Raw genomic sequence first — 23,399 nt, 5'->3', positions numbered from 1 at the left:
ATAACTCATCTGAAACGTTAGTAACTAATGAGTTAAGAAAGTCAGTCGTTAACTTTTGCCGTCGTGAGTGTTGAACGACTGACACTGTCTAATAGAATTAAGTAAGACGGATAATTGCTGCGTGATGTGCTAGTATAGTAGATAAATAGTTTGTTGAAAGTAGGCCAAGAATGAAAATAGATTACCCTAAAGTGGCACCAGATTTAGAAGTAAGTGCATTTCAAGACGTATTCGAACATGAGGACCCTAGTCTTGATCGCTGTCTGATAGTTGAAGCAGAGTTCGAGAATGAGTCGATGGAACGAATTAATCTCGATCAAGTTGTCTTTAAAAATTGTAAATTCATGAAAACAACATTCAATCATTTTGATGCACTCGATGTGCGCTTTGAAAATTGTGATTTATCGAATGTAAATTTCATGGGGGCCTCTATGCGCCGAGTAGAATTTATTAATTGTAAGTTGCTCGGTAGTAACTTTCCTGATGCCTATATTAATCATGTGACATTCAAACACTCGATTCTCAATTTCAGCACCTTCAGTCATGCGAAAATCGAAAGTGTTCACTTTGACGAAAGTATCTTAAAAAATGCAGACTTCTTCGAATGTAAATTTAAGAAAATTGCCTTTAATCAGTGTGATTTAAATGAAGCGACCTTTGAACAAACGCCCCTTAAAGGCATTGATATCAGCACATCAACCTTTGATCGCCTGAGTGTCTCGGTTGATAATCTGAAAGGCTGTCGCGTCTCGTCACACCAAGCTGTTCAATTTGCTTCTTTATTAGGACTAATTGTGACTCACTAATAACAAAAATAGCCCTTATCCAGATTTATACCGGATAAGGACTATTTTATTTTGGATGTATAAAGGATGGAGATAGACGGGCTCGAACCGACGACCTCTTCACTGCCAGCGAAGCGCTCTCCCAACTGAGCTATACCCCCAAATATTAACAACTGAATACCATTATACTTGGTATTAAAAATAAAGCAATCCTCCTTAGATATATCAGATAGTTTATTTGCTGATCATTCAGACCAGATAAAAAGAAAAATCTAGTTTGTGGGCTTGGTTAGACAAACTAGATTCGTGTTTAGTTTTTATGATTTTGGATAAAATCATCGGCCACGCGTTCGGCTTGTTTGATGCATAAGTGAATATTGTTATTGCCATAGTGGATGGGTGAAATCCAATGTCCGAGTAGGAAAGTGTTGGGCATCGTACCATATTTATTACTGAGCACTTGGCACTGTGGCCAAGTGACGGCAATGCCTCCACGGTAGTAGGGCGTGAAAATTTCCTTATTATATAAATTGTTTAACAATAAATCGAAGTTGCTAGCGGCTTTTAAATCTAGTTGGAAGCCAGCACAATTTATTAACACATCCATTAGGTGTTTTTCACCAGCTTTTGTTTTAACATGGTAGATATTATCTTCATAGTCAATGCTTTGGACGTCCGTAATGAGTTCTAAAGAATGTTCACCCAAGGCATTGATAACATTCTTTAAGGACTCGACAGGCATTTGGCTGCGGAAATGATTAAAGATAGCCTCATAATTTCTAGAATAATTATCACGGTCACTTGGCGTCAAGGCATTGTATAGGTCGGGCAATAATTGGGTTAACCGCACAACGTATCGTCGAATTTGCCCTAGAGTTAGGTCAGGGCTTTGTAGTGCTTTTTCGACTTCAGCCAGGGACCCTTTACCATAAAGATGAATCAGGCGTTTGAAATCGATGCCGTTGTCTGCCAAATCCTTGCGAAAGGTTTCGACCATGAGATCTAAGGCGATATGTCCCGTTTCGTTTCTTTGGTCGGTGATCCATTCGGGAGCAAAAGTCATCTGTAATTCCCCTTGGAATCGTTTGAACTTAACCGTTCTAAAGGGATTTTGATCACGAATAAATAATTTAGGCGTTTCCTGCCAATCATATTCTTTCAAAAGATACTTAATCACATCCATCGAAGTCAGTCCACTGCCAATCACGCCGACACGCGCTTTAGGATCAAGTGTATTGAGAACGGATTGAATGGGGTAAGGGTGATTGATATAGCCGGGTGTGCCGCTGAGTTGATAGCGGTCCGCATAAGGCGGGTGACCGATCGTGAAAAAGACAGCGTCATAGGTTTGATACCATCGACCAGTATCAGTCAGCAATCCTTGTTTGTCGCCTTGCCAGTCTAAGTCGATAACTGATTCAGGAATCACATTGACTTGTGGCCGATGAAAGAAGGGGAGTAACCGGTCGCTCAAATACTCCCCATAATAAGTACGCGGTGGAAAAGCATCATTAAAGGCTAATTCTGGATAATGATCGCCTAACCAATCAAGAAAGTCACTTGGTTGGTCCGCTTGAATACTAAGATCTTGCGCATGCTCGTTCATAATCGCTTGGGTCGTATCTTGTTCATACGGTTGGCCAACGACAAGTTGATCACGCTTCTCGAAGACATCGATGTGCAGCGAGTTTAACACCTCGCTCGCTTGAATAAATTTACGTACGAGTGTGGAACCACTCGCACCAGCACCTACTATAGCAATTTTCATGAAAGAGCACTCCTTTTAAGTCGAAATAAGATTAAATTCATTATAGCTTACCTAAGGCCAAATATCATTCTAAAATAGAATGGTTTTAAATTAGCGGCTAATGACAGAAGCAGTTAATTGCCAATTGATTTTTACTTGAAGAAATGAGAAGCTAACTTTAGTACGTTTTGACGAGGAGTTTTACGATGATTAAGATAAAAGCTGTAGACGAAAGTAATTTTATGGCGGTCGTTCAACTAGAGATGACACCTACTCAAAAAGAAGCAAAATGGTTATCGGACAATGTGTTTTCACTGGCACAGTGTTGGCTTTACCGCGAGAATAATGATTGTTTTCCAAATGCGATATACTTTGAGGAGGAAGTGGTTGGGTTTGTCCTATTAGAAATTGAAGCCGATAGTCAGGAGTTATTGATTTGGCGACTAATGATTGGTCAACAGTTTCAAGGCAAAAGTTATGGGCGTCAAGCCATGAAGACACTCATTGAAGAAGCAGCCCTCAACTACCCAGAGCGAACAATTGTCGCTGATTATGTGGAAGGTAACGAGGTGATGAAGCAATTGTTAACGAGCTTAGGATTCAAGGAAGCCGGTTATAACAAAGAACATCAAGAGTATATTATGCATTATAAACATTGCTCAGTTTAACTTTAAAAAAGGAGTCAAATAATGAAAGTAATCGATTTAAGCGCGCCACTGTATGACGCGATGCCGGTTTATCCGGGAGACCCTGCTGTTTCAATTGAAGTTGTTCATACTCATGAAAAAAACAGCTGGGAGTTGCGTCAGCTGTCTTTAGGAAGCCATACTGGGACGCATGTCGATGCTTTTTCGCATATGCATCCTGAGGGGAGCCGGTTAGATGAGATGGATTTGACGCGTTTTTTTGGTTCAGGGATGGTCGTTGATCTAGACGCTGAGTGGCCAAGTGGGTTGGGTTTGTTTTTTACTGAAGAAATTGGGAGGGCTTATTTTGATAAGATTGTTGACTCGGGTCCGGGTTTTGTGGGAGGAGAGTTGAGTGTTGAGTTGGAGCGAGCTTTGTTGGGGCAGGGGATTGTGACTTATACGGGTTTGGTGAATTTGGATTGTTTGCCACGAGGGAGTGTTTTTTCTTTTTTTGGCTTGCCTTTGAATATCAAAGGCGGGGATGGGTCCCCTGTGCGAGCGGTTGCATTGTTGAAAGAATAGCTATACTAATGAATACCAAATGTGATATATTATAAGAAATCTATCAATTAACTGACAAATTTTATCGAGCTCTTGTTTAAGCTTGATGAGTGCTTAGGGGGCAACGTAAGCTGTGAGTAGAATTCCTTTTTCTGTTCGTCGTGAGTCTGAGGCAAGTGAGGATTATTGGGTTAAGCAGTTGGTTGCAGTGTCCTATTGGATTGTTGCTATTAATTTTATGGCGCACATTGCATTGTGGTTTTATGCTTCGTCTGTGAGTGAATCCGTTCATTTCGATGTGAGTTTTGTTGAGCGAATTCAGCTGACTTTTTGGATGTTGACGGCCAATTTCTCAGTGAACTGGCTGGTGAATTCTTGGCGACTGCCTTTATTGGTGAAGGAGTATTTGGCCATTATTTTATTGATTTTCTTTTGTGCCTGTTTGTGTCTGCAGTATCGTCAAGCGAGTGTTTTATTAGCTTCTTTTATCGCTCCGGTTTTAATTTCTACGTTATTTTCTAATTTCAGGTTAACGCGTCAGATCTTTTTGATTGCTCAGGTTTTAATGCTGGTGAGTGCGTATATGATGTATGGGACTTCGCGTAGTACTTTCGACAGTTGGACTCAGGTGTTGACTGCTTCAGGTATGTTAGTCGGGGCTTGTTTATTGGCTAGAGTTCAAATTCTACATAGTCGTTCGACTTATACTAATTATCAACATATCATTCAAAATAACGAACAGTTAGAGCTGGAATTGAAGCTTGATCCTTTAACCCGTTTATATAATCGTAAGGCTTACCAAGACATGCTGCCTAAAATTATGGAAGATTGTCGTGCATCATATCAGTTATTGTCATTAGCGGTACTAGATATTGATGAATTTAAACAAGTCAATGATACCTATGGGCATGCGGTTGGTGATCGTGTATTATTGATGATTTCTTATATTATTCGTCAAGCAGCGATGGATGAGTTTTATGCCTTTCGAATTGGTGGTGAAGAATTTGTGTTTGTTTTTCCGGAGAAGTCAGTCGATGCCGCTTCAGTTTTGTGTGAAGAGATTCTGTTAAATATTGAGCGTTTGAGTTTTTCTGAGATGAATAATAATGGTGTGACGGGAAGCTGTGGAATTGCGGGGATGTCACGTCACAGCTCGAGTCCGATTGAGTTATTTAAAGTAGCGGATGCTGCTTTATATAAAGCAAAAAATTCAGGGAAGAACAAGATTGTGATTCGTAGGCAAGCAACTTAATATAATAGAGTGAATGTAATTTTGAAAGGAAGATTGAATGAACGAAATTAAATGTCCCCATTGTCAGAGCGTGTTTACGATTGATGAGGCAAGCTATGCGGATATTCTCAATCAAGTGCGTAACCAGGAGTTTCATGAGGAAATTCATGAGAAATTAGCACAGGCTAAATTGCAACATGACAGTCAACTAGCCTTAATAGAAGAACAAACTAAAAATAATTTTGATAAACAGTTAACAGAAAAAGAAAAAGAGCTGGCAGAAATGCAAGCGTCGATGCGTGCACATGAGCAAGAAAAAGCGATGGCGGTTGCGAAAGTTGAAACTAGTCTGAAGGAGCAACTGACACAACAAGCGGCTCAAATCGCAGCCTTGGAAAGTCAATCTCGTGAAAAAGAAAAAGAACGAGCATTGGATTTACAAAAGGCTCTGAGCGAGAAAGATCAAACTTTGGCTGAGTTACAATCGCGCTTACAGTCGAGCGAGAATGAGAAGCAATTGGAATTGACGAAGATTCAATCCACCAAGGAAAAAGAGTTAATGGCCTTGCAATCGCAACTTAATCTGCATCATAAGGAAAGTGAGCTAGAGAAAAATAGCTTAAAGGATAAATACGAAAATGAATTGCGTATGAAAGACGAGACTATTAGTTTCTATAAAGATTTTAAGGCTAAGCAATCGACGAAAATGATTGGCGAAACCTTGGAACAGCATTGCGAGATCGAGTTCAACCGTTTGCGCATGACAGCTTTTAAAAATGCTTATTTTGGAAAAGATAATGATATTTCTAAAGGAAGTAAGGGCGATTATATTTACCGTGAACACGATGAATATGGTAATGAAATTATTTCAATTATGTTTGAGATGAAAAACGAAGGTGACGAAACAGCTACTAAGAAGAGAAATGAACATTTCTTCAAACAACTCGATAAGAACCGTCAAGACAAAAAGTGTGAATTCGCAATTTTAGTGTCGATGTTAGAAGCAGATAATGAGTTATACAATAACGGTATCGTCGATGTTTCATATGAGTATCCTAAAATGTATGTAATTCGTCCGCAATTTTTCATTCCGATTATTACTTTATTGCGTAATGCGGCGATGAATTCTTTAGAATATAAACAAGAGATTGCCTTGATGCGTGAACAGACGATTGATATCACGAACTTCGAAGAAGACTTAGAAGTCTTCAAAACTGGCTTTGCGAGAAACTACGATTTGGCTAGTCGAAAATTCATGACGGCGATTGATGAGATTGATAAGACAATTAGAAATCTCCAAAAAACAAAGGAAGCTTTGTTATCCTCTGAAAATAATTTACGTTTAGCTAATAATAAAGCGGAAGATTTGACTGTCAAGAAACTGGTTAGGAATAATCCAACCATGAAAGAGAAGTTTGACGCTTTAAAGTAAGGGCTTGTGGCAACTTTTTTAGTAGCTGTTGAAAGTGCTTAGTTATCACTAAAAAGTTGGCAATTTAAGCTGTCGTATTATTTTTGAAGACATGGTAGAATATTGTCTAGTAAATAAAATAGGAGGGTTGATTTATGGATACTTTACCAAATTGCCCACAGTGTGATTCAGAATACACTTACGAAGATGGAAGTTTATTTGTTTGCCCAATGTGTGCACATGAATGGACAGCAGCTGAAGCTGCAGAAGAAACTGCAGTAGCTACAATTAAAGATGCTAATGGGAACGATTTAGAAGACGGCGATGATGTCGTTGTGATTAAGGATCTACCTGTAAAAGGGTCTAAAACTGCTATTAAGCTTGGAACCAAAGTAAAGAATATTAAATTAATTTTTGATGCCGCTGATGGACACGACATCGATTGTCGTATTGATGGCTTCGGTGCCATGAAACTGAAATCAGAATTCGTCAAAAAAGCTTAAATTTATCAAACTAATTAAATTGTAGCGAACACGCTTGTTCTATCTAAATGATTGAAGAGACTTAATCATTGATAGGATGAGCGTGTTTTTTTGCTTTGGGTGAGGGGAGAGGTTGTATTTAGAGACAAGTCCGATTTGAACTTCAATCGTGACAAGCTTTAGGAGTGAAGTTTGGTTAGCTTTCCAAGGTAGTATGGCTCTTCCAGGTGATGTAGCGTTTTGCTATATCACTTCTAGGTGATGTATCGTTTTGCTATATCACTTCCAGGTGATGTATCGTTTTGCTATATCACTTCCAGGTGAAGTATCGACTTGTTATATCACTTCCAGGTGATGTAGCGATTTGTTATATCACTTCCAGGTGATGTATCGACTTGTTATATCACTTCCAGGTGATGTAGCGCTTTGTTATATCACTTCCAGGTGATGTAGCGTTTTGATATATCACTTCTAGGTGATGTAGCGTTTTGATATATCACTTCTAGGTGATGTAGCAACTTGTTATATCACTTCCAGGTGATGTAGCGCTTTGTTATATCACTTCCAGGTGATGTAGCGATTTGTTATATCACTTCCAGGTGATGTATCGACTTGTTATATCACTTCCAGGTGATGTATCGACTTGTTATATCACTTCCAGGTGATGTAGCGCTTTGTTATATCACTTCCAGGTGATGTAGCGCTTTGTTATATCACTTCCAGGTGATGTATCGCTTTGCTATATCACACCAAGGTGATGTAGCGCTTTGCACGGCGTCCTATTTGAGATTCAATTAGGCGAGAAGACGCGAGCGATATGGAAGTAACGGTCGTTAGAATAAAATAAAGTTGATTAACTTATATAAAAGACACTAGATGGAGTCAGCGTATTTTTTTGAGTAAGTGTGCTTATTTTCTATACAGATAATTCTTCTTGAAGACAGTTTTTAACAGGATTAGTAATTATTTACGAGTTTATTTTGCTTACTCCCTTTCTTTTTGAACAATCTAGTTGAGCGGTTCCATCTTTGTGGAAACACAATGGAGGGTTTTTAGGTTAGAGTTTTGAGGTCTTATTTTCCCTTGAAAAGGTGTGTGTTTCTGATTAAATCATTCGTTTTATTAAATGTATTAATAACTTCATAGTATCATGTCAGGAAGTTTCCGGTTCATGACGGAAGAAGATTAACAATAAAAGTGTTTACAGTGAGAGGTTAGCAAATTATGATAAAGGTGCATTATAAAAGGAGTGATGACTCATGAAGTTAGTGATTATTGGTGGCGGGTCAAGTTATAGTCCTGAGTTAATCAGTGGTTTAATTGCTCGCAAGGAAACTTTAGCGATCGACGAGATTGTGTTGGTTGATGTTCCCGAAGGGAAAGCGAAGTTGAGTATAATCGAAGCATTTACAAAGCGGATGTTGAAGGCGGCGGGGATTCAATGGCAGGTGTCGGCTACTTTAGATCGTCATGCAGCACTGGCTGGGGCGAATTATGTGTTGACACAGTTTCGTGTCGGGCAGATGGATGCGCGAATTTTGGATGAAGCAATTCCTTTAACTCACCAAATGATCGGCCAAGAAACGAACGGTGCCGGTGGTATTCTGAAAGCGTTTCGTACGATTCAAGTATTCAAAGGCATAGTGGCCGATATGAAAGAGCAGTGTCCGGATGCTTGGTTGATTAACTTTACGAATCCTGCTGGGATGGTGACTGAGGCTGTGATTAAGTATTTGGGTTGGCAACGAACGGTTGGTCTATGTAATATTCCAATCGGGCAAGAGCGTGCAGCTAGTGAAGTACTTGCGACAGGTCATTTAACCTTGCGCCATCAGGGCATTAATCATTTTCATTTCCATCAAGTGTGGGATGAAGCGGGCAATGAGAGAACTCAGGAAGTCATCGAGGCTTTGTATGGCACGCAGACAAAGGATTATACGGTCAAGAATATTTCTAATATGAATTTCAATACACCAATGCTGAAAGCGCTTGGTTTATTGCCTTGTGACTATCATCGTTATTATTTTTTAGAACAAGAGATGTTAGCGGATATGTTAGAGCAGTTTGAGCGTGGTGAGATTCGGGCGCAACAAGTTAAAGAGGTTGAGCAGTCACTGTTTGAAGTGTATGCCGATGAGACGCAAGTCACCAAGCCTAAGGCTTTGGAAGAGCGTGGAGGGGCATTCTATAGTGAAGTCGCCTGTGAGTTGGTTAATGCGATTGAGAATAATACGCATCAATTATTAGTTGTGTCTACTTTAAATAATGGAGCCGTCAAGGAATTACCGGCTGATGTGGTGGTTGAAACGACCTGTGTGATTACCGCTCAAGGGCCAATTCCTTTAACGTCACCTGACTTGCCAGTGTTTGCTAGAGGTTATCTGCAAACGATTAAGGCGATGGAAGAATTGACAATCCAAGCTGCAATTGAAGGTAGCTATGATTTAGCCTATCAAGCCTTTTTATTAAATCCATTAATTGAGAACGGTTTAATAACCGAAGAATTATTACAGGAAATGTTATTGGCTCATGAAGTTCATTTACCGCAGTTTGAACAAGTGATTCAAACAATTAAAGCGGTTAAACCGCAACTTGTTGAGAAGATAAAGACCTTGAAGGAGGAATTACATGTATAAGTTTCCAGATGGCTTCTTGTGGGGAACATCCACTTCAGCACCACAGAGTGAAGGCATTGAAAAAGGGGACGGCAAGGGCATGAGTAATTGGGATTACTGGTTCAGCATTGCGCCAGAGAAATTCCATAACCAAATCGGTCCCGGTCAAACCTCGACATTCTATAAAAATTATAAAGAAGATATCGAGTTACTCGAACAAACAGGTCATACGACCTTTAGACCATCGATTCAATGGTCGCGCTTAATCCCAGAGGGAGTGGGCGAAGTAAATCCAAAAGCGGTCGAGTTTTACCGTGAGGTGTTTAAGCGAATTAATGACAAGGGCATCCAATTGATGGTCAACTTGTATCATTTCGATTTACCTTATGCGCTCCAAGCCAAAGGCGGTTGGGAAAACAAGGAGACGGTTGATGCCTTTCGTGATTACGCTACCAAGTGTTTTGAACTGTTTGGTGATTTAGTCGATACATGGTTTACTTTCAACGAACCGATTGTACCGGTCGAGGCAGGTTACTTAGGTGACTTTCACTCCCCAGCTAAAGTTGATTTAAAAGCAGCGGTTCAAGTGGGTTACCACACGCAATTAGCGAGTTCTTTAGCCGTTGAAGCGTGCCACCGTTTGAATCCAGCGCATCGTATCAGTGTGATTTTAAACTTAACACCGGCTTATCCACGCAGTGATAGCCCAGAGGATTTAAAAGCAGCTCGTATTGCCGAGTTATTCCAAGCAAAGAGTTTCTTGGATCCTTCCGTTAAGGGCTATTATCCTGAAGAATTAGTGGAGATTATTAAGGCGCATGCTTTACTACCCGATTATACGTCGGAAGAGTTAGCCGTGATTCGTGAGAATACGGTCGATTTTCTAGGTGTTAACTATTATCAACCACTACGCGTTCAAGCGCCGGAAGATGCCACAGGTTCAGTAGATGCCGCAAGTGACGTGTCTGGTCCAACAAACTTAGATTACTATTTCGCTCATTATGTGATGCCAGGCCGTAAAATTAATCCACATCGTGGTTGGGAAATTTATGAATCAGGTGTATACGACATCGCGATGATGATTAAGGAAGACTACGACAATATCGAATGGATTTTAACTGAAAACGGTATGGGTGTTGAAGGCGAAGAAAAATTCAAACAAGATGGTGTCATTCAAGATGACTACCGGATTGAATTTATTGAAGACCATTTAAAAGTATTACATCAAGCCATCGAAGATGGTGCCAACTGTCATGGTTATATGTTATGGACCTTTGTCGATTGCTGGTCTTGGCTTAACGCTTATAAAAACCGCTACGGTTTAGTTGAACTCGACTTAGAAACGCAAGAGCGTACGATTAAAAAGTCAGGTCACTGGTTCAAAGCCTTGAGTCAAAATAATGGGTTTTAAGAAGGAGGAGTTTAAATGAATTTAGGATTTTCTCTCTATCCCGATCAACATTCACTTGAAGAGATGACGGCTTATATCCAACGTTTGACGCAATATCCTTTCCAACGCGTGTTTTTAAGTTTACTCCAAATGGACGTGCGCGATGACGCCATGATGGAAAAGTATCAAGCGATTATCGAGTTATGTAGAAGCAAGCACTTGCTTGTGATTGCGGATATTAATCAAAATCTGATTGATCAGCTGAACTGGCAAGGGCAAATTGTTGGAAACGGCAAAGCCTTTGGGTTAGACGGCTTACGTTTAGACGAGCCACTGTTTTAGATGGAAATAGTTAGGAATAAAGAGTGAGCTTGAATTGCTGATTTAAAGGGGAGACTTGAGTGTGACTCAGTTAAAATTCTTTGCTTCTATTTTATTGAAAAAAGGGAGAAGATTTCAGTAGAGAACTGCCTTTACTCAAGGGGATGTTAGGTTTTTGTACCTATGAATTAAGGAGGCAGTCGGGGCTAGTAACTTGTTCTATTAGGGGAAAGCGTGATGAAAAAAATGGCTGGCGAATCTACAGAAATCCTTAGAGAATTGAGCGGATATTTTGATTGGCTTTTCTATGCCTTCAGCCTAACTAATTATCACAACTTTACTAATTGAGCACTCGCCAGTTAAGCTATAGAGTACTCAAGACTTAGAAGCCTGGCAGCCAAAGACTGGCAGATTCTAATCCTTTAATCTATTAATCACTTCAAAAAAAGCACCAGTTCTGAAGCGAATAAGTCGAACCTCAAATGATTCCCGCAAGAACCACTCAGATTATTTCAATTGAAACAGAAGTCTTGTTATACTTGGGTAGAATAAACGAGCTAGAACTCACGACGAGCATCAGTGCAAACCATAAAAAAGGAGACAGAACTATGACCTTAACAATCATTGAACAAGATATCACGACACTAGCAGTGGATGCCATCGTCAATGCTGCCAATAAAGCACTTCAAATGGGTGGAGGCGTATGTGGCGCAATTTTCCAAGCAGCCGGTAGCCAGAAAATGCAAGCAGCCTGTAACTCGATCGGTCCCATCGAAACAGGAGAGGCCGTTTTAACGCCTGGCTTTCAATTGAAGGCAAAACATGTGATTCACACGGTCGGACCGATATACAATCAACACTCACAAGAGGAGAGTGAGCAACTACTAAGAAAAGCCTATCATTCGGCCTTACATGTAGCACTCCAACATGACTTGAAAAGTATCGCCTTTCCACTACTTTCAAGTGGCATTTACGGCTACCCGCCCCAAGCCGCCTACGATGTAGCGCGCGACGAAATCAATCAATTCCTCAACAATCATTCACTAGATGTTTACTTAGTGTTATTCAATGCGAGAACCATCACCCTTTAACCAGGCAAGGAATTAAGCCGTAGTCGACGCCACAACACCTTGAATATGATATCATTACCTCCGCTTCTTCGGGCCACTAGGTGCTGAGTTATAAACATTGGATGTTCCGATTTTCATATTCTTGAAAGGAACTATACGCATAACCATTCACCATTCCACGGTTTTATTTCACACGTATAAGTAGATTCAGTATATTGCTTCTGATATTAGCATTGAGGAAAATATGTATGGCAATGGCAATGGCAATGGCAATGGCAATGGCAATGGCAATGGGCTAGTTTGCTTTGATAGATAAATAAGATTTTAGAGAATAACTTATATTACGTAAATGATTGAAAGTTTACCTCCCATTTCAATTGTCATTTGTTTAATATTGACCGCTTTTCACTCAATCTCAAAATTTAAAAATCTGTTTCTGTCCAGTTTTCAGTTGATTCCTCTCCTAATATTTTAATCACGTAACCTTTACGAATAGAAAAAATGGCTCATTTTAAAAGATAGTTTTTTGATTAAGTCCGGAATTTTTTTGTCTAAATCTGTTAGAGCATCTTGATATTAATTAACATTAGAATGATATTCGAATGCGTATTTTCAAAAAGGGGATGAACATTCCTAAAATTACTCCGGCTAACTAGCTTCTATCGAGTTAAATTAAAAAGTTGATAGGCTGTTTCGATTCCATATATATTTAACTCCATTCGTTGCATCATTACATTTGTTGTGTATTAATAATATTAGTGAATCAATAGTCGATAAAATTACTTTGTCTTAAATTGTGTTTAAAAGATTATCTAAAATGCTGGTTTTAATTGGCTAGATAAATTGCTCCTTTTGAGTAAATTTATATTAATAGATCCATGGTTGAGTGTCTATTTTTATAGTTCTCGTGTAGCCATAAAAATTCGACAACTTAAATAGTTAATCTTATTGTCTTAAGGGAACTTCCATCATGTTGGAATGTAAAGGTTTTTTTGTTGGTAACATAATTGTCTTGTTTTACTCTGATGACAAGTCAGGTAATAAATTTTAAAAACCTAAAAAGTAAATCTTAAATAGAATTATGAGATTAGATAAAAGAAAGTGGTGATGGGATATATGAACAATGGTTAGCAATGGAGCATTTTTATTTTTCAGAATATTCTGGAGCATGGTGAGCTAATGATAAAAGCGACGTATGTTAGACCAGATAATCGGGATTTCATGCGAAATGTTTATTGTGATCAACAGTACTCATCCACGGAAAAAAACTTATATCGCACGGGCTATATGAAACTACATTTCGAAGGAATCGGGTTGTATCAGGCAACTGAGTTTGAAAAAGTAGTGGAATATTTGGAAAGAGACGCCAATGGTAATTTATATTTCACCATAGATGGGAAAGTTTATTTCGTGTTTGAATCTATCGTAGAATTTGTTGAAAATACCAATGACGCGACTCGTGTGGGGAGTGGCTATCAACTAGTGGATGTGCAATTAACGGAACTTGGTTTTGTCGCCCAATCTAAAGTTTTCTTCGACTATTTTAAGGTGCCAAACACAATGGCTGATAAAGAATTTGATGCTGACTCTGTACCAACCGTTTTACAACACAAAGATATTGTCGCCAAATGGGTGACACCAAGCTAATTATTGGAAAGGATTTGGTCTATTGAAAAAGTATTGGGTGAGTTTAGTCATCATTTTATGTATATCGTTTCCTTCTTTTACTGCAAATGCTGAAGAAGAGGAAACATTGACGCCATATGAGGTATATGAACGAGCAGTTGAATTAATTAATGACGAAAGTATTTATGCAGCGAGTGAAGCATGGCTGGAATATTATGATGCTATGCCACATCTTGAAGAAGATGTCAGTGAAGCTATCATGAAACATGAGTTATTCTATAAAGCAATCAGGAAAGGCGGAGGGGAGCATTCTTATGGGCTTCTAAGCGATGAGTCAACAGAAGCTATGGCAGAGAATTATAAAACATTTGACTTGGGTAGTGACTGGACAGAAGAAGAGAAACTGCAGTTAATTGAAACGTTCGAAGTAGAGAATGAGTGGTTTGACTATCCAACGATTGATACGCTAGGTAATGATATCTATTTGCTGACAATACCGACTCCGGGCTACATACCGAGCTATGTGATTGATAAATATGTACAGACGATTCATGATTATTTCAATGAAATCGAAGTGGTAGAGGGAATAATTATTGATTTTAGAAATAATTATGGTGGGTATTTCCCGACGGTTCTTGCGAGTCTAGCTGCCTTCTTACCTGAAGGTGAATTATTGTATTATGAGGATAACGAGGGTAAGCAATCAGCGATTGAACTAAAGGCAGATCAAGTCTCAATGAACAACGAAAACGTGCTGGAATTTTCGCCAGTTAAGAGTATACTTCACACAAAAGTCGCCATTATAATAAACAAACAAACAGTCAGCACACCAGAAATTGTGGCGCTTATGTTTGAGAATAGAGACGACGTTCAAATTTTTGGACAGAATAGTGGAGGATTTACATCAGGATTAACATTGTATTACATTGGAGAAGACTACTATATGTACCTTGCAACTAATCGTATTGTGACGTTATCAGGTGAAACCTACTTAGATGAACCAGTAGTTCCTGACACTTTGATTAATTTTAAAGAAGAGAACGTAATTCAGAGGGCAGAAGAATGGTTATTGAAGTAATTTTAGGATATAAATTATCTGAAATACTTAATGCACACGCGTCCTATAGACCACAAAAAAATGATTACCCACTCAATCCTGACGAAATCTAAATCAACGGGTGAAGAATCTCGACAGTTTTTAAGGGGCTGTGTCATACGCCTTCAAACTACAAAACCGCCAAAAACGTTGTTAGAAAAACGTTTGTGGCGGTTTTTGTTGTAATTAAGCTGTGGGAAAAAAGCATAACAGCTCTTCTAATTTACTTTTCAACAAATCCTTGTTTTTGTAAATTCTTAAGCTTTGGATAAATCATCCTAAAACTAGTTTGATAATAATGTAAACAAACAGTTTTTAACTGTTTGTTGATTTAAACACACGTTAGAACGTTCTCCCCTAGTAGACTTAAAACGATTTCTCTACTATTCAAATGTCTCCGTTCGCGCCAAAAAATAAGCAAAAAAGATCTAACCTATGGAGAAATCCCCCCTGATTAGATCATTTTATTATGGTGTCTTTATTATCCCGCCGCTTCCAACTCAGCGATAATAATCTTTTTCATCCCCATTAACACTTGAATTTGAGCATCCGTTTGTTGAAGACGACCAATATTCTCAGGCACAATTTGCCAAGATAAACCAAAACGATCCTTCACCCATCCACACTGCTCAGCAGCCGGAACATGGGAAAGTCTCGCCCAATAATAATCGATTTCATCCTGGTCTTTACACTCAATAGTAAAAGAAATAGCCTCAGAAAACTTGAAGACAGGACCTCCATCAAGCCCAATAAATTTCTGACCATCCAGTGAGAACTCAGCCGTGATCACCTTTCCAACCATACCGACGAAATGCTCACTCAACTCCTCCTTGGGATAGTATTGCATGAAATGAACTTGCGAGTTTGGGAAAACAGTGACATAGTAATTGACAGCCTCTTCACAATTGTTATCGCCAAACCACAGCGATGGCACGATTCGATTCATCTGGAAACCACCTTTCATCTAGTTAAACTCAGTTTATCACAGCCATCCTTTCGGACCAAATTGGACTGACTATTTTATCGAAATAATAACAAAATACGACCTCCTGGCAAAGTGAGTCTTTCTCTCTATGCTAAAGTCAAAATTAGAACAAGAACTTACAGTCGCTTATTGGTATAATAAGTGTCGAGTCATGAATAACAGGAAAGAAGCTTTGTTGTATTTTTACTGCATGTTATAATAAGAGGCAGCGAAAATTAAATAAGCAGATAGACGACTAAAAAAGGGAGCTAACTATGAAACCAAGCAAAGTAATCAATGCTTACTTTATTGCCTTTGGACTTGAATTAGTCGCATTAGTTTTTGTCACCTATTGGGTATGGCAAAGAAGCGGACTATTAGCTGGCATTCATTTATTACTATTTTCTTTTCTTTGGGGTAGATATTTTTCACCCAAAGCTTCAAATAGGTTAGCACCACGCTGGCTGTTCTGGGGTAAGTTGCTTATTCTGTCCGCACCGGCTTATGGCTTTGTGGAACAAGCAGATTACCTAAAGGCTATGGCTTACTTCACGTTAGTCTTAAGCCACCTTTTACTGTCAGCTTTTCAAGAAACACTATAATAAAAATGATTAGGGAGTTTTTTCAATATGGCAAAGTTTTATGCAATTAGAGTAGGGCGCAAACCAGGCATCTACACAACCTGGACAGAAGCGCAAAAACAAGTATTAAAATTTGCGGGAGCACAATATAAGTCTTTCCCAACGAAGGAGGAAGCCCAAGCTTACATCAGCGGTGGCAACCAAATAAAACTAAGTGACGGTCATCCCAAAGATGTCCTACTAGCGTATGTGGATGGATCTTTCAATAAAGTCATGCGCCAATATGGTTCAGGCATTGTCTTTTTAAAGAATGAAGATGTCTTAGCGAAATTGTCAATTCCAGGCAACGACCCTTTATATGTCGATAGTTACCAAATTGCAGGTGAAGTGATTGCAACCGTAGAAGCAGTTAAGTGGGCGAAGGCACAGGGCGAAACGCGCGTGGTCATTTATTATGATTATCAAGGCATCGAATCTTGGGCAACCGGTGATTGGAAAGCAGCCAAGCCCGTCTCGCAAAATTATAAGAAAGCCTTCGATGAAGTGGCGGTTGGCATGCAAGTAGACTTTGTCAAAGTAAAAAGTCATACGGGTGTTGAATTTAACGAAATCGCCGATGAGCTGGCTAAACACGCTGCTTATCAACGACTAGACTAATCCCCAGAACTAAACCAAGGGTTCCAAACCATCCCAACTAAATCAACAGTAACTAATAGAATAGGAGAATTATTTTGAAACTTATTTCATGGAATATTGATTCATTAAATGCAGCCTTAACGAGCGATTCAGCACGTGCTTTATTATCGCGTGCGACACTAGAAAACATTGTGGCACAAGCACCAGATGTGATTGCGATTCAAGAAACGAAATTATCAAGCAAAGGCCCAACGAAAAAGCATACAGAACTATTGATGAACTACCTACCCGACTATGAAGTGGTATGGAACAGCTCAATCGAACCAGCTCGTAAAGGGTATGCCGGCACGATGTTCTTATATAAAAAAGAACTTAATCCTTTAGTTACTTTCCCAACGATTGATGCGCCAAGTACAATGGATTCAGAAGGCCGCATTATTACACTCGAATTTGGCGATTTCTATATTACACAAGTTTACACACCTAACGCAGGTAGCGAACTGTCGCGTTTAGAAGAACGCCAACAATGGGACGTGCAATACGCCCAGTACCTCGAAAGCTTAGACACTAGAAAAGCTGTCATCGCATGTGGTGACTACAACGTCGCTCATAAAGAAATCGACTTGAAAAACCCGAAAGCCAATAAACGTTCAGCCGGCTTTACTGACGAAGAACGTGCTGGCTTTACAAACCTTTTAGCCAAAGGCTTCACTGACACTTTTCGACATGTCCACGGCGACATCGAAGGCGTTTATTCTTGGTGGAACCAACGTGCTAAAACGAGTAAAATCAATAACTCTGGCTGGAGAATTGACTACTGGTTAGTCAGTGACCGCCTAGTAGATAAAGTAGTTGAATCAAACATGATTGATTCGGGTACACGCCAAGATCATACGCCATTATTATTAGAAATCAACATCTAAACCAATGAACACAAGAGTCGCGACCAGAAAACGTCACAAGAAATCAACTAAATGGGGTATACACATGAGACACTTAAAGAAGAAAAATTTAGTACTCTCTTTGCTAAGCATCCTTCTAACACTAATGATGATGGCGCCACAATCAGCGGCAGCCCTGACCTTACTAGAAGCAGAAGACATCGAACCGCTATATAGCGATTTAACAACCGAAGAATTAATCAAAGCCTTACCAGAATCAGCCTCGCTGGACGATCCCTATCTTATGCTAATCAACCGCGAAAACCGCATCGAAGCCGACTTACACATGGAATTTGCGGCAACAGCTAGCGGGCACTATTATGATGCGGCGATCCGAGACGACTTCAACGCTTTGATCACAGCAGCCGAAGAAGTAGGTTACCACTACCAAACCATCTCGGCCTACCGGACCATGGCCTACCAAGCCGCCAACTTCGACGGACGCTACTACGGCTACATTAACGAAGGTTACAGCGAAGCAGACGCCTTCTACATGACAGATATGTTCGTCGCACCCTCAGACGCTACCGAACACTCGACAGGCTTGGCCTTCGACTTACTCGGCTACGACTACAACGAATACGGCCGTGACCTACACCAAGTCTATGGGCAATACGGATCAGCCATCTGGCTCGCCGAAAACAGCCAAGACTACGGCTTTGTCTTAAGATACATGCAAGGCAAAACACATATCACAGGCTACGAATACGAACCTTGGCACTTCCGCTTTGTCGGCGTCGAACACGCCCAATTTATGCACGAATACGGCCTATCCCTAGAAGAATATTTGAGCTTGATTAATCTGAGAGAAGAACAAGCTGACAGATAACCAACGGGGAAAATAAGCCAAATCAAAAGATAGCTAACAATGAAAGACAACAGATTAACCCTAGATGGTGAAAGCATGCTTCCTTATTAATGAACAAAATCCCGGCAAACATCCTGTGAGGTGTTTGCCGGGATTTTATTCATTAAATAATTATAAACTTAAATCCAGAACAGGTCCCTTAGGAACTACGCCCGTTGGATTAATTGTTTTATGGCTGCGGTAATAATGTTCCTTAATGTGACGGAAATCAACCGTTTCAGCTACACCTGGCCAGTTGTACAATTCTTTTGTATAACGCCAAATGTTTGGATACTCATAAACATGCTTCAGATTACATTTGAAATGCCCATAATAAACCGGGTCAAAACGAATTAAAGTCGTGAATAATCTCCAGTCAGCTTCGGTAATTTTATCGCCCACTAAGTAAGCTTGTTTACCGAGTAAAGCTTCTACTTCGTCTAAAGCTTCAAATAACTTATCCACCTCTTCTTCATAAACTTCTTGAGAGGTCGCAAAACCAGCTTTATAGACGCCATTATTAATCTTATGATAAACTAACTCATTAATTTCATCAATATCAGCCATCAAGCTATCAGGTGAATAGTCGCCTTCTTTAGCACCCACATCATTAAAAGCTGAATTTAACATACGTAAAATTTCTGACGATTCATTATTAACGATTTTATCTTGTTTCAAATCATATAGAACAGGTACCGTCACACGGCCACTGTAAGTTGGCTCTACATGCGTATAAATTTGATGCATATAGTCAGCGTTTAAAACAGGATCCGCAATCACACCTTCATCTTCGTCAAAGGTCCAACCATGTTCAACCATCAAAGGGTTCACAACAGAAATGGAAATCATATCTTCTAACCCTTTAATGCTTCGCATAATCAATGTACGGCAGGCCCAAGGACACGCTAGAGAAACATAAAGGTGATAGCGATTCGGTTCTGCTTTAAAACCAGCTTCTCCAGTCGGTCCCGCACTTCCATCCTTTGTAATCCAATTGCGAAACTGTGAATCTTTTCTGATAAAATGTCCGCCAGTACTTTTCGTATCATACCATTCGTCTTTCCACTTACCATCAACTAAAAGTCCCATTTAAAACTTCCTTTCTCTTCATCTTCATTATCTCGATTTCATACTATTAGTATAACATGAATCTCTCAATAAAACGAATAGTCCCAAATGCGTTTGACTTTAATTTTAAGTCGATTATTGTTAAAATTTAACTAAATTGACCAATAAATAAAACGATTGAAATTTAAAGTAACGTTTAAAGGACAAGCTTTGTGAGGAGGTTTTTATTTAGTTATAAACAATATTATATAATTGTGAGAAGAGAATGGTTTTAAACTAGGCTTTTGAGACCGTTAAAAATCAGAAAATACAAGAAAGAGGAGATGCGTATGAAAGAGTTAAAAAATTGGTTGTTTCCAGGTATTGCCTTGGTGGTATTTGGCTCATTACTAGCTGCTTTGTTACTCGAAATGGAATCTGTTTCTTTGGAAATGATGATGGGAGTCTTGGCATATTCACTCGCCATGACAGTCATGTTTATCTCGATTCGGCCTAAACTAGTCGAGCCATCACATGGCTTACCAAGTTTGTATGCGGTTCATGGTGCCTTAGCCATTGTACTCACACTGTCGGCTATTATACATCAGTTAATGTATTTCGACGATTTTCAAGGTTTAGCCGAATTTAGTTTAACCTCCTGGGCTGGCTTCTTCGGCGTACTTGGTTTTACAGTTGCCACTTTAACAGGCATGTTCGGTTTATCCAGTACTTTCATAAGCAAATCACGTCGTTTATTACGCTTGAAAAACCAAGTGTTTAACCGAGAAATCAGTCTCTGGTTGCACCGATTAGCCGCCATCGGCTCCTTAGGCGCTTACTTGCATCTCTTGTCATTTGGCTTCTTAAGAAGCAACACACTATTTATTGGCTTGGCCAGCCTTTACGCTTTAATTGGCATTGGAGGTTACTTTGTTTATAAATTATCACTATTAAAATTACCTCGATATGAAATCACCGCAATCAAGCGTCCAACACCGACTCTATTTTCCCTTGAATTTACGCCAAAGAACGGTCAACTGATGACCTATGAACCTGGCCAATATGTTTTTGTAAGATTGAAAAACTCAAGTCTCCCCGCAGAAAGTCATCCATTCTCAATCTCGAGTGCACCGAACGATGGGGCAAACAAACTAGAAGTCATGATTAAAAAATCGGGTGATTTTACGAATCGGCTCGACGAATTGAAAGTAGGGGACGTTGCTACTCTTGAAGGCCCTTATGGTCATTTTCTTGATAAAGACACTAAACACTCTCAAGTGGCGATGGTCTTACTCGCTGGAGGAATTGGTGCCACACCGATACTGAGTATTTTAAGGCAACAGATGAAAGAAGCAAGCAATCGTCCCATTGATTTAGTCTGGGCGCTAGCCTATAAAGAAGATTTAATGTTACTGGATGAACTAGAAGCAATGAAAGTTAAAAATCCAAACTTCAATTATCACTTTATTTTTAGTGACGAAGAAGTCGCTGGTTATCCCTTTGGCTTCGTAACCGGTGAATACTTAGCCACGATTGGTTTAGAGGAAGCCTATAGCCAGTCTCGTTTCTTCATCTGTGGGCCTCCACCTATGATGAATGCAGTCAAAGGTGTTTTAGCTAAAAATGGCGTAGTGGACGAAAGAATCCATATAGAAGAGTTTGGCTTTTAATACCATCAGTCAACGACTTCGGTTGTTGACTTTTCTTTGAAAAAAATAGTTAAAAAACACTCTCTACGGTAAACTTCTACGCTAAACGATAAATGAGAAAATATTTTTGGTTGTGCACTAGACTCTGTTGCCGCAGAACTAGTGCTTTTTTTGGGATCGTAACGGCTGCGTTCTTTTAATACTTTATACACGAATCTTAGTAGCTTATGGCCACAGGCTAGAGTCGTTTTCATCTTGAATTCTTTAGTTGATAATCGAAAATATAATTGATTAAAGGCAGGCGCCTTCGATCGACAGACCATCACCGTCACTTCTTGCTGAGCTCGTCTTCAGATTGTTATTTCCTCTTGTCGTGTGAGAGATTTTTTACTAGGTGGTGTGTGGCTTTCTAACAGAATTTGTCACCAAGCTTCCCCATTAAAACGTTAGCCATCCCACTCATCTTCTTGAATCGGGACAAACAATTGATAGGTCTGGTCAAGTTTTTCCACCGAATCAAAAGACTGAATCATCTGAATGTCATGTTGAGCACCATCAGTTGGAATGATGTGCAAGAATTGGGCGAAATCTGAACTGACCACATCACGAGCTCCTCAAAGACTCCCTGAATAATTAAATTGGATCCCTAATAATTCCGGTACATCCACCACAAATAAGCCGGGTAAATCCAGCGTGACTTCCTCCTCAAGGCCAATAAGCGCAGTTTATACAGTTTGATCTGGCAAGCCATCCGAGTACAGTATATAGCCAGAACTATCAGGCGCCCAACCTAAAGCGTCAAGCAACTGTGAAAACTGTCCATTAAGTAAAAGCATATCATCCGGCCGCGAAATATCGACGCTAGCAACCAAACCCGACACTTGAAAGGCCGCTCTTTGAAGCAACTTAAAATCCGTAACGCCTGCATCGATTAACGACTTGAAGAAATGACCCGCAACAGACGGAACACCAACTGTACTTAATAAGTGAGGTGATTTACGTAAGCTGGAAGGTGTGATGGAATATTGACGTTTGAAGGCCCGAGAAAATGCGGCCGGTGTTGAAAATTCTAGATGAGCTCCAATCTCTTTCAAAGTATAATCAGTCGATTGGATTAAGTAGATGGCGGCATTGAGCTTGCGCTCAAGAGTGTATTGCTTCAAAGAAAGGCCCATAACTGCTGAAAATAAACGTTGCAAATAGGGCTTAGGAACATTAAAACGTTTGGCGAGACGCTCGTGCGTTAAAACCGACTCTAGATGATTTTCAATATAATCTAAGACATCTTCAATAAACGCTGATAGATCCATTCGACACACCCCTTATATTCTTATTAAGTTTAGTATATGTAAAGCCGAAGTAATCAGCAAACATTAGGTTACTAAGAGTGGAAGACAAGCTTCAAAACTTAAAGAACTGCATTGTTTATATGGAGCAATTATCTCTGATACTTATAGTTCGATACACATTACTCTAAATGAAATTCCGAAACAAGATTAAGAATCATTATTGGATGCTTGCTATCAATAGGGCTTTGAAATGAAGGGTAGAATAATTTAGTATGGCAATTAATTTATCGAAACGTTCATTTTTTATCTGTCAAAAGTAGTTAAGCAAAGATTGCCAAAACGATTAGATTAAAGCATTCAAAGCCACTATAAAATCAGTAGGTAGGTTGTGACTGATACCTAATATTTCCAGCATAAGCCCATAAGGCGTTTCAAGCTAGGCTTATTAGGCTATATGATATAATATTAGTACACAAAAGGC

The 23,399-nt window shown here is 39.5% G+C and carries 22 protein-coding genes and 1 tRNA gene; 17 read left to right on the top strand and 6 right to left on the bottom strand.

Going from position 1 to position 23,399, the window contains the following annotated elements; all coding sequences use genetic code 11:
* Positions 1-170 precede the first annotated feature (170 nt).
* On the top strand, positions 171-806 hold the full coding sequence (locus ACTQ5J_RS08695) for a pentapeptide repeat-containing protein (RefSeq protein ID WP_441752399.1): 636 nt from the start codon (positions 171-173) through the stop codon (positions 804-806).
* A 67-nt stretch (positions 807-873) separates the two neighbouring features.
* Here the strand turns inward: ACTQ5J_RS08695 and ACTQ5J_RS08690 are convergent.
* Positions 874-946, bottom strand: a tRNA-Ala gene (locus ACTQ5J_RS08690).
* A 149-nt stretch (positions 947-1,095) separates the two neighbouring features.
* Positions 1,096-2,553: an FAD/NAD(P)-binding protein gene (locus ACTQ5J_RS08685; RefSeq protein WP_441752398.1), complete on the bottom strand. Its 1,458-nt coding sequence runs from the start codon at positions 2,551-2,553 to the stop codon at positions 1,096-1,098.
* Between the two features lie 185 nt (positions 2,554-2,738).
* Here ACTQ5J_RS08685 and ACTQ5J_RS08680 point away from each other — a divergent pair, with 185 nt between their 5' ends.
* From ACTQ5J_RS08680 to ACTQ5J_RS08630, 11 genes are all read left to right on the top strand, one after another.
* Positions 2,739-3,200, top strand: coding sequence for a GNAT family N-acetyltransferase (locus ACTQ5J_RS08680; RefSeq protein WP_441752397.1), 462 nt, complete (start codon positions 2,739-2,741; stop codon positions 3,198-3,200).
* Between the two features lie 21 nt (positions 3,201-3,221).
* Positions 3,222-3,743, top strand: a complete 522-nt coding sequence (locus tag ACTQ5J_RS08675; protein WP_441752396.1) for a cyclase family protein — start codon at positions 3,222-3,224, stop codon at positions 3,741-3,743.
* 112 nt (positions 3,744-3,855) lie between these two features.
* On the top strand, positions 3,856-4,974 hold the full coding sequence (locus ACTQ5J_RS08670) for a GGDEF domain-containing protein (protein ID WP_441752395.1): 1,119 nt from the start codon (positions 3,856-3,858) through the stop codon (positions 4,972-4,974).
* A 37-nt stretch (positions 4,975-5,011) separates the two neighbouring features.
* Entirely contained in the window at positions 5,012-6,385 is a 1,374-nt protein-coding gene (locus ACTQ5J_RS08665) for a DUF2130 domain-containing protein (protein ID WP_441752394.1), read from the top strand.
* A 134-nt stretch (positions 6,386-6,519) separates the two neighbouring features.
* Positions 6,520-6,867: a zinc ribbon domain-containing protein YjdM gene (locus ACTQ5J_RS08660; protein ID WP_441752393.1), complete on the top strand. Its 348-nt coding sequence runs from the start codon at positions 6,520-6,522 to the stop codon at positions 6,865-6,867.
* A 1,238-nt stretch (positions 6,868-8,105) separates the two neighbouring features.
* A complete protein-coding gene (locus ACTQ5J_RS08655) occupies positions 8,106-9,482 on the top strand; it encodes a 6-phospho-beta-glucosidase (protein ID WP_441752392.1) in 1,377 nt (458 codons plus the stop codon).
* On the top strand, positions 9,475-10,872 hold the full coding sequence (locus ACTQ5J_RS08650; protein ID WP_441752391.1) for a glycoside hydrolase family 1 protein: 1,398 nt from the start codon (positions 9,475-9,477) through the stop codon (positions 10,870-10,872). The genes ACTQ5J_RS08655 and ACTQ5J_RS08650 overlap by 8 nt, the downstream gene beginning before the upstream one ends.
* A gap of 15 nt (positions 10,873-10,887) precedes the next feature.
* Positions 10,888-11,193, top strand: coding sequence for a MupG family TIM beta-alpha barrel fold protein (locus tag ACTQ5J_RS08645; RefSeq protein ID WP_441752390.1), 306 nt, complete (start codon positions 10,888-10,890; stop codon positions 11,191-11,193).
* Positions 11,194-11,780: 587 nt separating this feature from the next.
* Positions 11,781-12,263, top strand: coding sequence for a macro domain-containing protein (locus tag ACTQ5J_RS08640; RefSeq protein ID WP_441752389.1), 483 nt, complete (start codon positions 11,781-11,783; stop codon positions 12,261-12,263).
* Between the two features lie 1,158 nt (positions 12,264-13,421).
* Positions 13,422-13,889: a hypothetical protein gene (locus ACTQ5J_RS08635; protein ID WP_441752388.1), complete on the top strand. Its 468-nt coding sequence runs from the start codon at positions 13,422-13,424 to the stop codon at positions 13,887-13,889.
* 22 nt (positions 13,890-13,911) lie between these two features.
* Complete coding sequence (locus ACTQ5J_RS08630) at positions 13,912-14,946, top strand: S41 family peptidase (protein ID WP_441752387.1); 1,035 nt, start codon at positions 13,912-13,914, stop codon at positions 14,944-14,946.
* Between the two features lie 499 nt (positions 14,947-15,445).
* On the opposite strand, the gene ACTQ5J_RS08625 is transcribed toward ACTQ5J_RS08630, so the two are convergent.
* Entirely contained in the window at positions 15,446-15,910 is a 465-nt protein-coding gene (locus ACTQ5J_RS08625) for a VOC family protein (RefSeq protein ID WP_441752386.1), read from the bottom strand.
* A gap of 293 nt (positions 15,911-16,203) precedes the next feature.
* Between ACTQ5J_RS08625 and ACTQ5J_RS08620 the strand changes: the two genes are divergently transcribed.
* From ACTQ5J_RS08620 to ACTQ5J_RS08605, 4 genes are all read left to right on the top strand, one after another.
* Entirely contained in the window at positions 16,204-16,530 is a 327-nt protein-coding gene (locus tag ACTQ5J_RS08620; RefSeq protein ID WP_441752385.1) for a DUF2568 domain-containing protein, read from the top strand.
* Between the two features lie 27 nt (positions 16,531-16,557).
* Positions 16,558-17,166, top strand: a complete 609-nt coding sequence (locus ACTQ5J_RS08615; protein WP_441752384.1) for a ribonuclease H1 domain-containing protein — start codon at positions 16,558-16,560, stop codon at positions 17,164-17,166.
* Positions 17,167-17,240: 74 nt separating this feature from the next.
* Positions 17,241-18,068, top strand: a complete 828-nt coding sequence (locus tag ACTQ5J_RS08610) for an exodeoxyribonuclease III (RefSeq protein ID WP_441752383.1) — start codon at positions 17,241-17,243, stop codon at positions 18,066-18,068.
* A gap of 64 nt (positions 18,069-18,132) precedes the next feature.
* Positions 18,133-18,915, top strand: a complete 783-nt coding sequence (locus tag ACTQ5J_RS08605; protein ID WP_441752382.1) for a M15 family metallopeptidase — start codon at positions 18,133-18,135, stop codon at positions 18,913-18,915.
* Positions 18,916-19,065: 150 nt separating this feature from the next.
* On the opposite strand, the gene ACTQ5J_RS08600 is transcribed toward ACTQ5J_RS08605, so the two are convergent.
* The gene (locus tag ACTQ5J_RS08600) at positions 19,066-20,022 is read right to left on the bottom strand and encodes a glutathione S-transferase family protein (protein WP_441752381.1); all 957 of its coding nucleotides are present in this window, start codon (positions 20,020-20,022) and stop codon (positions 19,066-19,068) included.
* Positions 20,023-20,330: 308 nt separating this feature from the next.
* On the opposite strand from ACTQ5J_RS08600, the gene ACTQ5J_RS08595 reads away from it, so the two are divergent.
* Positions 20,331-21,650 (top strand): ferredoxin reductase family protein, encoded by a 1,320-nt coding sequence (locus ACTQ5J_RS08595; RefSeq protein ID WP_441752380.1) that lies wholly within the window; start codon positions 20,331-20,333, stop codon positions 21,648-21,650.
* Positions 21,651-22,075: 425 nt separating this feature from the next.
* Here ACTQ5J_RS08595 and ACTQ5J_RS08590 read toward each other — a convergent pair whose 3' ends face one another.
* Positions 22,076-22,231 (bottom strand): hypothetical protein, encoded by a 156-nt coding sequence (locus tag ACTQ5J_RS08590; RefSeq protein ID WP_441752379.1) that lies wholly within the window; start codon positions 22,229-22,231, stop codon positions 22,076-22,078.
* Positions 22,232-22,354: 123 nt separating this feature from the next.
* Positions 22,355-22,939 carry a helix-turn-helix domain-containing protein gene (locus ACTQ5J_RS08585; protein WP_441752378.1) on the bottom strand — a complete coding sequence of 195 codons (585 nt, stop codon included), beginning with the start codon at positions 22,937-22,939 and terminating at the stop codon, positions 22,355-22,357.
* Between the last annotated feature and the right edge of the window lie 460 nt (positions 22,940-23,399).

Source organism: Fundicoccus sp. Sow4_F4 (assembly GCF_052116145.1).
Lineage (GTDB): Bacteria > Bacillota > Bacilli > Lactobacillales > Aerococcaceae > Fundicoccus.
Note: the sequence above shows the minus strand (reverse complement) of the source record. Positions and strands in the feature narration are given on the sequence as shown.

Bases quoted from the DNA above. Each gene is read 5' to 3' on its own strand.
- ACTQ5J_RS08695 (WP_441752399.1), top strand. From the start codon at position 171: ATGAAAATAGATTACCCTAAAGTGGCACCAGATTTAGAAGTAAGTGCA.
- ACTQ5J_RS08685 (WP_441752398.1), bottom strand. From the start codon at position 2,553: ATGAAAATTGCTATAGTAGGTGCTGGTGCGAGTGGTTCCACACTCGTA.
- ACTQ5J_RS08680 (WP_441752397.1), top strand. From the start codon at position 2,739: ATGATTAAGATAAAAGCTGTAGACGAAAGTAATTTTATGGCGGTCGTT.
- ACTQ5J_RS08675 (WP_441752396.1), top strand. From the start codon at position 3,222: ATGAAAGTAATCGATTTAAGCGCGCCACTGTATGACGCGATGCCGGTT.
- ACTQ5J_RS08665 (WP_441752394.1), top strand. From the start codon at position 5,012: ATGAACGAAATTAAATGTCCCCATTGTCAGAGCGTGTTTACGATTGAT.
- ACTQ5J_RS08660 (WP_441752393.1), top strand. From the start codon at position 6,520: ATGGATACTTTACCAAATTGCCCACAGTGTGATTCAGAATACACTTAC.
- ACTQ5J_RS08655 (WP_441752392.1), top strand. From the start codon at position 8,106: ATGAAGTTAGTGATTATTGGTGGCGGGTCAAGTTATAGTCCTGAGTTA.
- ACTQ5J_RS08650 (WP_441752391.1), top strand. From the start codon at position 9,475: ATGTATAAGTTTCCAGATGGCTTCTTGTGGGGAACATCCACTTCAGCA.
- ACTQ5J_RS08645 (WP_441752390.1), top strand. From the start codon at position 10,888: ATGAATTTAGGATTTTCTCTCTATCCCGATCAACATTCACTTGAAGAG.
- ACTQ5J_RS08640 (WP_441752389.1), top strand. From the start codon at position 11,781: ATGACCTTAACAATCATTGAACAAGATATCACGACACTAGCAGTGGAT.
- ACTQ5J_RS08635 (WP_441752388.1), top strand. From the start codon at position 13,422: ATGATAAAAGCGACGTATGTTAGACCAGATAATCGGGATTTCATGCGA.
- ACTQ5J_RS08625 (WP_441752386.1), bottom strand. From the start codon at position 15,910: ATGAATCGAATCGTGCCATCGCTGTGGTTTGGCGATAACAATTGTGAA.
- ACTQ5J_RS08620 (WP_441752385.1), top strand. From the start codon at position 16,204: ATGAAACCAAGCAAAGTAATCAATGCTTACTTTATTGCCTTTGGACTT.
- ACTQ5J_RS08615 (WP_441752384.1), top strand. From the start codon at position 16,558: ATGGCAAAGTTTTATGCAATTAGAGTAGGGCGCAAACCAGGCATCTAC.
- ACTQ5J_RS08605 (WP_441752382.1), top strand. From the start codon at position 18,133: ATGAGACACTTAAAGAAGAAAAATTTAGTACTCTCTTTGCTAAGCATC.
- ACTQ5J_RS08600 (WP_441752381.1), bottom strand. From the start codon at position 20,022: ATGGGACTTTTAGTTGATGGTAAGTGGAAAGACGAATGGTATGATACG.
- ACTQ5J_RS08595 (WP_441752380.1), top strand. From the start codon at position 20,331: ATGAAAGAGTTAAAAAATTGGTTGTTTCCAGGTATTGCCTTGGTGGTA.
- ACTQ5J_RS08585 (WP_441752378.1), bottom strand. From the start codon at position 22,939: ATGGATCTATCAGCGTTTATTGAAGATGTCTTAGATTATATTGAAAAT.